At 47.8% G+C, this 14,080-nt stretch carries 6 protein-coding genes; all 6 read right to left on the bottom strand.

Annotation, left to right across the window (positions count from 1 at the left end):
- A partial coding sequence (locus ABD846_RS06660) for a hypothetical protein (protein WP_344824223.1) occupies nucleotides 1–874 on the bottom strand: 874 nt, incomplete at its 3' end.
- Nucleotides 875–1,143: 269 nt separating this feature from the next.
- Nucleotides 1,144–2,895: a T9SS type A sorting domain-containing protein gene (locus ABD846_RS06655; RefSeq protein WP_344824220.1), complete on the bottom strand. Its 1,752-nt coding sequence runs from the start codon at nucleotides 2,893–2,895 to the stop codon at nucleotides 1,144–1,146.
- A gap of 132 nt (nucleotides 2,896–3,027) precedes the next feature.
- Nucleotides 3,028–3,900, bottom strand: a complete 873-nt coding sequence (locus ABD846_RS06650; protein ID WP_344824217.1) for a hypothetical protein — start codon at nucleotides 3,898–3,900, stop codon at nucleotides 3,028–3,030.
- Nucleotides 3,901–4,024: 124 nt separating this feature from the next.
- Entirely contained in the window at nucleotides 4,025–5,008 is a 984-nt protein-coding gene (locus ABD846_RS06645) for a hypothetical protein (RefSeq protein ID WP_344824214.1), read from the bottom strand.
- Nucleotides 5,008–10,221 (bottom strand): beta strand repeat-containing protein, encoded by a 5,214-nt coding sequence (locus ABD846_RS06640; protein ID WP_344824211.1) that lies wholly within the window; start codon nucleotides 10,219–10,221, stop codon nucleotides 5,008–5,010. Before ABD846_RS06640 ends, ABD846_RS06645 begins: the two co-directional genes overlap by 1 nt.
- A 77-nt stretch (nucleotides 10,222–10,298) precedes the next feature.
- Nucleotides 10,299–14,080 (bottom strand): beta strand repeat-containing protein (locus ABD846_RS06635; RefSeq protein WP_344824208.1); only part of this gene is annotated, 3,782 nt, incomplete at its 5' end.

Genomic DNA, 14,080 nt, shown 5'->3' with positions numbered 1-14,080 from the left:
CGTTGATCTGCGTACCTAAAGCAGCACTGTCTGCCAGCTCTTTTGCTTTGGTAACATAAGGGCTAAGCATCGAAGCCGTATCCGTATATTTCACGCGCGCATTGATCTGCGTACCTAAAGCAGCACTGTCTGCCAGCTCCTTTGCTTTGGTAACATAAGGGCTAAGCATCGAAGCTGTATCCGTATATTTTACGCGCGCATTGATCTGTGCTGCGAGCGCAACGCTATCCAAAAGCACTTTGGCTTTGGTCGCATAGGGGTTAAGCATGGAAGCCGTATCTGTATATTTCACACGGGCGGCAATTCCGGTTGCGACAACGGTACTGTCTGTAGTGTATTTTGTTTTGCGCACATACCCTATCAGCATTGCAGCAGTATCATCGTATATAACGCGGCTGTCAATAGCTGCTCTTATAGAAAGAAGCGAATCCTTCAGCGTACTGATCTTCGTATAGGGCTTTAGCATTAAAAATGTATCGGTGTACTTCACTCCCAAAGCGCTTCTCAAATAAGCGCTGAGCATTGCCGTGGTGTCCGTCCAGTCCAGCTTCTGCGACAACTGTGCATTTAAATAGGCGGTATCTGTACAGATGCTGCGCCAGATAGTACCGTTGTACACGCAAAGGCAGTTGCTATCAAGGTTATATACAGACATCCCTTTAGCCGCAGGGCTAACCGGTATGGATTTCATCTGCGCGGTCGTCATACGTACAGTAAGAAATCCGCGGTTGGTACTTTCTAACTCCAGTAACGAGCCGGGAAGAATTGTCGATCTGTTGTCACCGATTTTATTTTGCGCATTTGCTGAACCAAAACACAGCAATATGATTAAAACCGCTATTAGTCTTAAAGGCAAAGGAAGAAATCTATTCATAAAATGTAGTATCTCGAAGGCGTACAGTGGGACTGTTAAGCAAAATCCGTGCCAGCCAATCCGACAACACTGCCTTATAATTGATTACAAATTATAAATAAATTTACTTTAAATAAGAGCTTCGTATATGCTTCGGCTGTATTTCAATTGGTGAGCTACTTGCTGCCAAGAAGCAAAATTTTCTTTCGCAGGTACCTAAAAAAATAACGGGGCTGACAGACAAAAAAAAGCCTCCCGGAAAGGGAGGCTCTTCAATGCTTATGCTCTGATTAATATTTGATGAATTTGATCGCGGTTTTCTTAAGTGTTTTTCCGGTTAACACTTCCACGATATAAGTTGCAGCGGGCAGGTTGCGAACATCGATTTTTTCGATCTGATTGGTGCTGCTCATTTCGTACATCATACGACCGTGCATGTTCATGATACGGATCTGAGAATTTCCGATCAGGCCTGTGAGGTTGATGTAGTCAACTGTAGGGTTCGGGAACAGTACGATCACCGGATCGGTATCACCGCAATGAACGGTAGTGGATACTACTTTGGAAACTGTATAGTCGCCGCTTGGTTCCAGCATTACGATACGGTAGTAGTTAACGCCCTGCACTGCAGTAAGGTGTTTGTAATCGTAAGTCGAGCTGTCACCGTTAGGTTCAAACGTATAGATAGTGCTGAATGTTTTTCCGTCTGTGCTGTGTTGTAACTGGAATTTCACCACGTTGTTCTCTTTTCCGGTAGTGAATGCGAGGTTAACATCACAACCTGCGCTGTCAGCTTCCAGATCCAGGATATCAGCTGAAGTTTTGGGTTTGAAAGCCAGGGATGCTTTAGTGATGTAAGCGGTAGGATCGTTAGGGGATGTTGCGAAAGTTCTGTATGTTCTGGAACGCATTTCAGAATTTTCAACATCACCTGTGCTGCTCAGATTTCCGGTTACAGAAGCACCGGTAACGTTGTTCTGCCAGGCCGTTACGCTTGCTTTGTCTCCGGAGAGGTTTTTAGCGAGGTCGCTCCAGCGGGTCACATAGTTACGATCTGAAGAAAAATCTGCCTGGTTGGTGGCTTTATTGTGCTGCAGGGTGATCGTGCTTACGCCGGTAGCGTTATCAGCATACATATTCCATGTGCGCAGTACGCCGTCCTGAACGCTGGTTGCTGTATTCTCCACAGAAGCACTGTGGTCGAAATCCTGAACCATAACGTGGAAGGTGTTTGCAGTATTATTATCAATAGCCGCTGGTGTATAGTCGGCTACATCGCGGCCTACAGGGAAAATCCATTGACCGTTGAAATTTTCTTTTGTCACGTGACCCTGTCCGTTGGTGATCAGGTAGCGATCCTGGGCGAAGCCACTTTGAGAAGCATTGGTTGTAAATACCAGGTTATTGTCACCGAGGATCACGTTACCGTTTGCCATGTCGAAAGACAGTTGGCCTTCGATGCGTGTGTTTGTATTTTGCAGCGCTACGCTGTTTTCATTCTGGATGTGGAGATTAACGTCCATGTTCACGTTTCCGCCATCATGGTATTGACGCTCATTTCCTCCGCTGTAAGAACTGATGTAAGAAGCGCCAGCCAGCCAGGAAGCTGCTGCTGCAGGACGCAGTCCGATGAAATTCAGATCTCCGCCGGCAACTGTGTTCGGATCAAATCCGTCAACCACGCTTGCAGCAGGAGCATTTTTCCAGTTACGACCGTAAAAGTTGATTTTTGCTCCTTTGTGCGCGATGATAGTGGCATTGTTCACCACGTCACCCCAAACGCTCAGTACTCCGTTTGAATCGATCTCGATAGTACCGTTATTTACCAAAGCTCCGTACACCTCAACTGTTCCTCCGTTTGCAATCTGCAACATTCCGGAAGTAGAAACTTCATAGTCGCCGCCTTCAGTGATGGTAGTAGCGATGTAAGAAGGATAATTCAAAAACCCACCCTGAGATCCGGATGCACCGATTTGGGCAGATGCAGAAAATGCTGCTGCTAAAGCGATGAGGAAGAAGGCGATTTTTACTTTTGAGAACATGTCGGTTTCGGTTATATCAGCTTGTGATGCTCTCTTATATCCAAAAACCGTGCCACAATAAAAATGACCCGCATAAAAAAAGTGCAAAAGTATCTTTTGCACTAAAAATCAATTCATTAGTAAATTAAAAAATTATGGCGTTGCGAAATCCAGCTTCTGGTTCTCAAAAACCGCTGTGCGCATCGCTGTACTGGTATAGGCCATTACCAGAAACTCAGAAATACGTAGCGTACTGCCCGAAATTGCATTGCCATACACCTGTCCTACCGCAACAGGAATATTCAGCGATGCGGTGGATGAAGCGGTACGGCTGTTCAGCTCAACGTAGGTATTCGCACTGCTTTTGCTCCAACTGTAAGTATTGAGGGATGTGGTGTAAGCAAGGGTTCCGGGCGCATCTGCCGAACCATATTGCGTCACACCGAGATAACCGGTATTATTATAGGTGTTCAGATTATAGGAATAGGTTCCATTGTCCGCAATACCTACAGTACTGGAGGCACTCACGACCTTGCATACTCCGAAAAGTGTTCCGCTGGTCAGGTTAATTCCGGTACCCAGCGTCAGATTCTCCGATGCATGCGCCCCGGAGAATTCCAGCGTGGCCATCCCGTTTTCCTGTAGTAACACGCCGGAAGAAACGATCTGTGGTTGTGCCGAACCTGTTGTCTGAGCCGCATTATTACCGTTACCGCTCTGATCATACCATATAGTCACAAATACATTATAAGAAGTGGATGCTCCGTAAAATGTACTGAAGGTGGTGGTGTTCCCAACGGAATATCCGCCACCCGCTTTTGTAATGGTTATCACGCTGCCTGCGCTCACTACACCGTTTCCGTCAAATGCCACATCACCTTCCGGACTTCCGGCGCCACTACCACCACCGCTGCGTCTTACCCGAATGGCATAGCCGGTATAGCCTTTACGCAGTTTCCTTACGCTGTAGGCAACCGATTTCGCAGTATTGGGCAATTGATCCAGCAACAGATTATTCTTATTCAATGCATAAAACATCTGTTGCGGACCTTGGGCGCATACGCGGAAAAGGCTGACACAAAATAAACATAGAAATAAAAATCGCTTCATGTTCCTGTATGTTTGAAAAGCGGACGGATTCCGATATTCCTTAAGGCGTACTGTAAAATGATTTCTGATTATTTTCCAGGATGCCGATTTCCGAAGTAGACAAAGCGAGTGGAAAAATGATTATTTCCGATTGATGCGCGTCATGATACCATGAACCGGGAAAAAGAGGGATACCACCTACGTTGAAAGTTCCGGTAGTGCTTGCCGACATTGCGGGGGTGCTGGATGCGACTTTAGTGCCACTGACCCAGATCTCCATTTTAGAGGAACCGGCTACCAGCGCATAGTTTCTGAGTACGCTCACGTTAGCAGAGTTGACGTAAGAAAGACGGTTATAGGAGCTCCCCACATCAAAATAAAGATAAGAGCCTTCATCGATATGCGCCTGCCAGCGATCGGTTCCGCCGTCGGAATATCCAAATGATGAGGTGCTGCCTGAAGATGCTTCGATAACCAGTGAAGCAGTTCCGATGTAGCCTGAACCAAACATAGTCGCACTTGCCACAGTTGCACTGAGCACCGTACTGCTGCTATTGATAAAGCGTATGGAAGCTTTTGAATTAGACGTTTCCAGCGTTCCGGCGTTTACGATCCTCGGCTGCTGTGAAGTGGTTGCCTGTGTTACATTTCTGCCGTTACCGCTCTGATCGTACCAGGTAACAACGTACACGCTGTATCCGGAGTAAAAGGAACTGAAAGATACTTTGTCTCCCACCGAATAAGTACCGCCGGCCGTGGTGATAGTCACTATACTGCTGCCACTGACCTGGTTGTTCGCATCGAAAGCAACATCTCCCTGCGGATCGGTTCCGCTTCGGTTCTGCCGGACACGCATGGCGTAGCCCGTATATCCTTTACGCAGTTTCCGCACGCTGTAAGCAACAGAAGCTCCTGTTGAACCAATCTGATCCAACAGGAACGTTCCGTTATTATTTAAAGCCCAGAACGTCTGCTGAGGCCCCTGGGACCGGGCTTCCGACAGGAACCCGAACAGCAGCAGAGCAATAAATGCGATCCGAAGCATTAGTTATAGTTATTTCCGATCGTCCACCAATAGTTGGTTCCGTCATAGAAGAAGGAAAGAATATCCACGGAGTTTGCAGCAGAAGTAAGTGTTGCAGTAGCACCACCACCGTTGATCACCTTAGAGCCGGATGGGAGGGCAATTGTTCTGCCGCCGGTTCCGTCCTGCTGTACTTTTATCAATCCATACATTCCGGCAGTAACATTCGTGATCGAAAGCGTACCGTTTGAAGTAAGACGTACAGCTGCCGTTGCACCGGACTGCATATTCCATGTGATCGTACCGCCGGTGCTGCCGAAATCCTGGAATGTCGCTACGAAATTCGGTGCGGTAACAGAACTGTCGGCTTTCACTTTACCGCCAACCTCAAGTGTAGCACTGTTAGAGCTCTTACCCACACTCATATTACCGGATGTATAAATATTCTGTGTATTGGAAGATGCTTTCGTAGTAGATCCGACAACGTTGAACGGTTCCAGTGCTACGGATGCAGCATTGATACGGCGCACTACGTTACCCGAGCTGATCATCATCACACTGTCGTTCAGACTGGATGTCTGCAATCCTGCCAGGGATAAAGTATTCGTTGCAGAAGTGGTTATTGTCGTTGCTGCGGTAAGGCTTCCACCCAGACGTGCATCCGCACCGGACATGGTCAGACCGTTGGAAGCTGTGGTGGTGAAGGCAGCGGCATTGATCCTGTTCACACGACCAGTGCTTGCGTTGATAGTCAACACGCTGTCCGTTGAAACGCCTGCAGCGAGGCCGGTAATATTGAGTGCGGAACCACCTGTTGCGAAAGTAAGCGTGTTTGCATTATTGGTAATCGTTGTGGCTGCAGTGAGGTTTCCACCCAATGCTATATTCGTTCCTGTCATTGTCAAACCGTTGGATGCGGATGTGGAGAAAAGAGTAGGATTCACTCTTCTTACCACACCGGTTGTGGCATTGATCGTCAGCAGACTATCTGTACTTGCGCCACTTTGCACGCCACTCAGTTTAAGCGGGTTGGATGTTGCAGTTACATCAAGCGCGTAACCCGGAGTAGACGTTCCGATACCAACCTGAGCAGAGGAACCTCCAAGTACGATAGCATTGGCCTGTGCTGTAGCAGCACCAAATCCGATAGCGGTAGAGTTGTTTCCCGTAGCTGAAGCACCGCTACCGAGAGCTGTCGCCTGGTAACCCGCCGTGGAACTCTGACCGACTGCAACAGCATTGTTATTTGTAGCTTTAGCATCAGAACCTACTGCGAGTCCGCGGTAAGCATTTGCCTGAGCGTTATAACCGATAGCGGTTGCTTCCGTACTGGCTGAAGTGGTAGCAGAACTACCGAAGGCCGTCGATTTATATGCGGCAACGGAACTGTACCCGAAAGTAGCGGATAAGTTATATACAGATAGTCTTCCCGATTCTACATTGTTCGCTTTGAACACAAGATCCGCATTATCCGTCGTTCCGATAAAGTTAGTTGTAGCGGAAGTCCCGGAATTACCGTTAGTACTCCAGTCTGTGGTTCCGGAAGACAAACGGGAAGCAGCTATTCTTTTCAGCACACCTGTTGTTGCATCAGCAACCACTATACTGTCATTTGCGGAACCGCTCTGCAGCCCGCTTACGGCAAGTGTATTACTTGCTGTGGCGGTGAGCGTAGTAGCGGCCGTGAGACTACCTCCAAGACGCACATCCTTTCCGGTCAGTGTAAGACCGTTGGAAGCCGTGGTACTGTCTGCCTTTGTAAACACAGAAGGAGCAATTCTGTTCACTCTGCCTGTACTTGGATTCACCGTTAGCAGACTATCCGTAGTGGCTCCGGAACTGAGTCCTGTTATGTTCAGTGCAGAACCACCGGTAGCGAACGTAAGGGCATTTGAATTATTCGTGATTGTAGTCGCACCCGTGAGGTTACCACCGAGCTGCACCGTTTTACCGGATTTGGTCAGGCCGTTATTTGCCTGGTTAATATAATTATTCAGCATTGCAGTGGTGTCCGCATCTCTCATATAGGGAGCGAGCATTGCAGCGGTATCACTGTATTGCATTACGGTTCCGGTGTACGTCAGAACAGAAGTTTTGCGTACTACGCCACCGGCATTGATCGTCAGGAAACTATCCGAGAAAGAGCCGCTTTGCAGTCCTGTCAGTGACAGTGTATTGGTAGCAGTTGTGGCAATGGTAGTGGCTTCAGTCAGAGAACCGCCCAGTTTCACATTCTGCCCGGATTTTGTAATGCCATTTGTAGCACCGTTTACATAGTTACCCAACATGGAAGATGTATCGGTATATTTCACACCAATTGCCGAACGCAGATATGGAGATAACATAGAAGCAGTATCGGTATATTTCACTCCGGAGGAAGATAATACGGAGGGATTGATCCGTTTTACGACACCGGCAGCGGTAATAGTCATTATACTGTCGGTAGCAGCACCGCTTTGCAAACCTGTGAGTGAGAATGTATTCGCTGCTGAAGTCACCAGTGTGGTTGCTTCGCTCAGTGTTCCGCCCAGTTTCACATTCTGACCGGATTTCGTAATGCCGTTCGTGGAACCATTTACATAGTTACCCAGCATGGAAGATGTATCGGTATATTTAACACCCAGCGCCGAACGCAGGTAAGGCGACAGCATAGCAGTTGTGTCCCCTTTTCTCAGGTAAGGAGTCAGCATAGACGCTGTGTCGCTGTATTTAACGCCTGTAGAAGTAAGTACAGAAGGACTGATGCGTTTTACAACACCTGCCGCGGTAACCGTCATCAGGCTGTCTGTTGACGCGCCGCTTTGCAGACCGGCAAGCGTTAAGGTATTTGTTCCGGAGGTGGTGATCGTTGTTGCTTCTGTCAAAGAACCGCCCAGTTTCACATTCTTTCCTGTTTTGGTAATACCATTTGACGCTGTGTTCACATAGTTCGTTAACAGAGAAACGGTATCGCCGTCACGCAAATAGGGAGATAACATTGCGGCAGTATCACTGTATTTAACTCCCGTAGAAGTAAGCACAGTCGGACTGATGCGTTTTACAACGCCTGCAGCAGTAACCGTCATCAGGCTGTCTGTTGACGCACCGCTTTGCAGACCCGCAAGCGTTAAGGTATTTGTTCCGGAAGTTGTGATCGTCGTTGCTTCTGTTAAAGAACCGCCCAGCTTCACATTCTGACCGGATTTAGTAATGCCGTTCGTGGAACCATTTACGTAGTTACCCAGCATGGAAGATGTATCGGCATATTTTACACCAAGCGCCGAACGCAGGTAAGGAGTCAGCATAGACGCCGTATCGCTGTATTTAACGCCTGTGGAAGTCAGTACAGTCGGACTGATACGTTTTACAACACCTGCAGCAGTAACCGTCATCAGGCTGTCTGTTGACGCACCGCTTTGCAGACCCGCAAGCGTTAAGGTATTTGTGCCGGAGGTGGTGATTGTTGTTGCTTCTGTTAAAGACCCACCCAGTTTCACGTTCTGACCGGATTTCGTAATACCGTTTGTGGAACCGTTTACATAGTTACCCAGCATGGATGCTGTATCGGTATATTTAACACCCAGCGCCGAACGCAGGTAAGGAGACAACATCGCAGTTGTATCACCTTTTCTCAGGTAAGGATTCAGCATAGACGCCGTATCGCTGTACTTAACGCCAGTAGAAGTAAGCACAGAAGGACTGATGCGTTTTACAACACCTGCCGCGGTAACCGTCATCAGACTATCTGTTGACGCACCGCTTTGAAGACCAGCAAGCGTTAAGGTATTTGTTCCGGAGGTGGTGATCGTTGTTGCTTCCGTTAAAGAACCACCCAGTTTCACATTCTGACCGGACTTCGTAACCCCATTTACTGCACCGTTCAGATAATTTCCCAGCATGGATGCTGTATCGGTATATTTCACACCGAGCGCCGAACGCAGGTACGGAGACAACATAGCAGTTGTATCACCTTTTCTCAGGTAAGGAGTCAGCATGGAAGCCGTGTCGCTGTACTTAACGCCAGTAGAAGTCAACACAGTCGGACTGATGCGTTTCACCACACCTGCCGTAGTAATCGTCATCAGACTATCTGTTGATGCGCCGCTTTGAAGACCAGCAAGCGTTAAGGTATTTGTTCCGGAAGTTGTGATCGTTGTTGCTTCTGTTAAAGAACCACCCAGTTTCACATTCTGACCGGATTTAGTAATGCCGTTTGTGGAACCATTTACATAGTTACCCAGCATGGAAGATGTATCGGTATATTTCACGCCCAGCGCCGAACGCAGGTACGAAGACAACATAGCCGTTGTATCCCCTTTTCTCAGGTAAGGAGTCAGCATAGAAGCCGTGTCGCTGTATTTAACACCCGTAGAAGTAAGCACAGTCGGACTGATGCGTTTCACCACACCTGCCGCAGTAACCGTCATCAGGCTGTCTGTTGATGCACCGCTTTGAAGACCGGTAAGCGAAAAGGTATTGGCCGCAGAGGTTCCCAGTGTGGTTGCTTCGCTCAGAGTTCCGCCCAGTTTCACATTTTTTCCACTCTTTGTTATTCCGTTAGAAGAAGTGTTCACATAATTGGTGAGCATGGAAGATGTATCAGTATATTTCACGCCAAGCGCCGAACGCAGGTACGGAGACAGCATAGCAGTTGTATCACCTTTTCTCAGGTAAGGAGTCAGCATAGATGCCGTGTCGCTGTATTTAACTCCCGTAGAAGTCAGCACAGTCGGGCTGATGCGTTTCACCACACCTGCGGCAGTAACCGTCATCAGACTGTCTGTTGATGCACCGCTCTGCAGACCGGTAACGCTCAGTGTATTCGTTCCGGAGGTTGTGATCGTTGTTGCTTCCGTCAAAGAACCACCCAGCTTCACATTTTGTCCGGATTTGATAACCCCATTTACTGCACCGTTCAGATAATTTCCCAGCATCGCACTGGTATCACCCTTACGTACGTATCCGATCAGCATGGAAGCAGTATCGGCATATTTCACACGCTGGTTTATACGGGTGCTGAGCGATGTTGTATCTACAGAAGCTGTTGCAACCCATAAAGTACCGTCGAATACAAATAGCTTATTGCTATCGGTATTGTAGACCAGTGAACCTTTTGCAGGGCTGATTAATGCGGAAATCTGGGTTGAATTCAGGTTATGAATGTTAACCAAGTTTTCCGAAGAAACCTGCGCATTAACCTTGCCTATAGCAACAAACAGCAAACAAGCAGCGAGAAGGTATCTATACAATTTCATTTTAATCTTGTTAAGGTTATTCTAGTATGGTATTCAGGTAGGGCATTCCGGTATCGGAACACCCCGTATCATTATTATTAGAAGTCAAGTACAGTGAACATAAATTCGAGATCTTCGTCGGCACTGTCAGAACTTCCGTTGTCATTATCCGCAGTTTTTACAATAAAACCGCTTGCAGTTTGGGAAGTATATGTAATGCCTGGAGCATCGTTTCCTGCGCCGTTCATATCTTTTACGGTAAGCTGAATCACATAGTTCGCTGAAGACATCGGTGTTGTAAATGTCACCTGATAATCTCCTTTATCTATCCGGGTTACAGTAGCTCCGATAATTTTCGCAGCAGCGCCGGTACCACTCACTTTACCCATCGCTTTGATATACGCCGGAATTTTCACTTCTTTCGTTTGTGAACCCTCAACAATTCTCAGCGTGTCATTTGTATAGGTTACGGAAGAAATTTTCTCGTTTGTTGAGTCCTTATCATAATCAGTCGAAACATGCGCGTTGATCGCAGAGCGCAATGCATTAGAGGAATCAACAAGAGCAGTTCTAATCGCAGCTGCGGTGTCAACCAGACCAGTTGTTGCAGAACCGATCAGAGTACGCAGTGTAGAAGCTGTGTCTTTCAATGCTTGCTTGCGAGCGTATGGAGACAACATAGAAGCTGTATCAGCATACGCAACTTTTGTATTCAAACCAGCGCGAAGTGCAGCAGCCGTATCCACCAGACCGGTTGTTGTTGAACTGATCAATGAACGCAGTGTTGTTGCAGTGTCGTTCAAGGCTTGCTTGCGCGCATATGAAGACAGCATAGAAGCCGTATCGGCATACGCAACTTTTGTATTTAAGCCGGCACGCAGTGCAGCTGCTGTATCCACCAGACCAGTCGTTGTAGAACTGATCAGGGTACGCAGTGTAGAAGCGGTGTCGTTCAAAGCTTGCTTGCGAGCGTATGGAGACAACATAGAAGCGGTATCTGCATACGCAACCTTTGTATTCAATCCTGCACGCAGTGCAGCTGCTGTATCCACCAGACCTGTTGTTGTAGAACTGATCAAAGTACGCAGTGTAGAAGCGGTGTCGTTCAAAGCTTGTTTACGCGCATATGGAGACAGCATAGAAGATGTATCAGCATACGCAACTTTTGTATTCAAGCCAGCACGCAGTGCAGCCGCTGTATCCACCAGACCAGTTGTTGTAGAACTGATCAATGAACGCAGTGTAGAAGCAGTATCGTTCAATGCTTGTTTACGAGCGTATGGAGTCAGCATAGAAGCGGTATCTGCATATGCAACTTTTGTATTCAAACCAGCGCGAAGTGCAGCAGCCGTGTCAACCAGACCAGTCGTTGTAGAGCTGATCAATGAACGCAGTGTGGAAGAAGTATCAGCCAGATCAGAACGGATTGCCGCGTCGTTGCTGTTGATTTTGCTACGAAGTGCAGCTGCTGTATCAACCAAACCTGTTGTTGTAGAACCGATCAGTGAACGTAATGTAGAAGCTGTGTCGTTCAAAGCTTGTTTGCGAGCGTATGGAGACAGCATAGAAGTCGTATCAGCATACGCAACTTTTGTATTCAGTCCGGCGCGCAGTGCAGCTGCCGTGTCAACCAAACCGGTTGTTGTAGAACCGATCAATGAACGCAGTGTAGAAGCGGTGTCGTTCAAAGCTTGTTTACGAGCGTATGGAGACAGCATAGAAGATGTATCAGCATACGCAACTTTTGTATTCAAGCCGGCACGCAGTGCAGCCGCTGTATCCACCAGACCGGTTGTTGTAGAACCGATCAGTGAACGTAACGTAGAAGCTGTGTCGTTCAATGCTTGCTTGCGAGCATATGGAGACAGCATAGAAGATGTATCAGCATACGCAACTTTTGTATTCAAGCCAGCACGCAGTGCAGCCGCTGTATCCACCAGACCGGTTGTTGTAGAACCGATCAGGGTACGCAGTGTAGAAGCTGTGTCGTTTAAAGCTTGCTTACGAGCATATGGAGACAGCATAGAAGCTGTATCGGCATACGCAACTTTTGTATTCAAGCCAGCACGCAGTGCAGCGGCTGTATCCACCAGACCGGTTGTTGTAGAACCGATCAGTGAACGCAGTGTAGTTGCAGTATCGTTCAATGCTTGTTTACGCGCATATGGAGACAGCATAGAAGCTGTATCTGCATATGCAACTTTTGTATTTAAGCCAGCACGAAGCGCTGCTGCCGTATCAACCAAACCTGTTGTTGTAGAACTGATCAATGAACGCAGTGTAGAAGCAGTATCGTTCAACGCTTGTTTGCGAGCGTATGGAGACAGCATAGAAGCGGTATCTGCATACGCAACTTTTGTATTCAAACCAGCGCGAAGTGCAGCAGCCGTGTCAACCAGGCCAGTTGTTGTAGAACTGATCAATGAACGCAGTGTAGAAGCAGTATCGTTCAATGCTTGCTTGCGAGCGTATGGAGACAACATAGAAGCGGTATCTGCATACGCAACTTTTGTATTCAATCCGGCACGCAGTGCAGCCGCTGTATCCACCAAACCGGTTGTTGTAGAACCGATCAGTGAACGTAACGTAGAAGCGGTGTCGTTCAAGGCTTGCTTGCGAGCGTATGGAGACAGCATAGAAGATGTATCAGCATACGCAACTTTTGTATTCAAACCAGCACGCAGCGCTGCTGCCGTATCCACCAGACCAGTCGTTGTAGAACCGATCAGGGTACGCAGTGTAGAAGCGGTGTCGTTCAGCGCTTGCTTGCGAGCGTATGGAGACAACATAGAAGCCGTATCGGAATAAGCAACTTTTGTATTCAAGCCAGCACGCAGGGCTGCTGCCGTATCCACCAAACCAGTCGTTGTAGAACTGATCAGGGTACGCAGTGTAGAAGCAGTGTCGTTCAAAGCCTGTTTGCGAGCATATGGAGACAGCATAGAAGATGTATCAGCATACGCAACTTTTGTATTCAAGCCGGCACGCAGTGCAGCCGCTGTATCCACCAGACCGGTTGTTGTAGAACCGATCAATGAACGCAGTGTAGAGGCGGTATCGTTCAAAGCTTGTTTACGCGCATATGGAGACAGCATAGAAGCCGTATCTGCATAAGCAACTTTTGTATTCAAGCCAGCTCGCAGTGCAGCCGCTGTATCCACCAGACCAGTCGTTGTTGAACTGATCAATGAACGCAGTGTAGAAGAAGTATCGGCAAGGTCAGAACGGATAGCCGCGTCGTTGCTGTTGATTTTGCTACGAAGCGCAGCTGCTGTATCAACCAGACCAGTTGTTGTTGAACTGATCAGGGTGCGCAATGTAGAAGCTGTGTCGTTTAAAGCTTGCTTACGAGCATATGGAGACAGCATAGAAGCTGTATCGGCATACGCGACTTTCGTATTCAATCCAGCACGCAATGCAGCTGCCGTATCCACCAAACCAGTCGTTGTAGAACTGATCAATGAGCGTAATGTAGAAGAGGTATCAGCCAGGTCAGAACGCATTGCCGCGTCGTTGCTGTTGATTTTGCTACGCAATGCTGCTGCTGTATCCACCAGACCGGTTGTTGTAGAACCGATCAATGAACGCAGTGTAGAAGCGGTGTCGTTCAAAGCTTGTTTACGAGCGTATGGAGACAGCATAGAAGATGTATCAGCATACGCAACTTTTGTATTCAAGCCGGCACGCAGTGCAGCTGCTGTATCAACCAAACCAGTTGTTGTAGAACCGATCAGTGAACGTAATGTAGAAGCTGTGTCGTTTAAAGCTTGCTTACGCGCATATGGAGACAACATAGAAGCTGTGTCAGCATACGCGACTTTCGTATTCAATCCAGCACGCAATGCAGCTGCCGTATCCACCAAACCAGTCGTTGTAGAAC

Source organism: Rurimicrobium arvi, from assembly GCF_039540495.1.
Taxonomy (GTDB): domain Bacteria; phylum Bacteroidota; class Bacteroidia; order Chitinophagales; family Chitinophagaceae; genus Rurimicrobium; species Rurimicrobium arvi.
The sequence above is the reverse complement of the archived record's forward strand: the minus strand, read 5'-3'. Positions and strand labels throughout refer to the sequence as shown.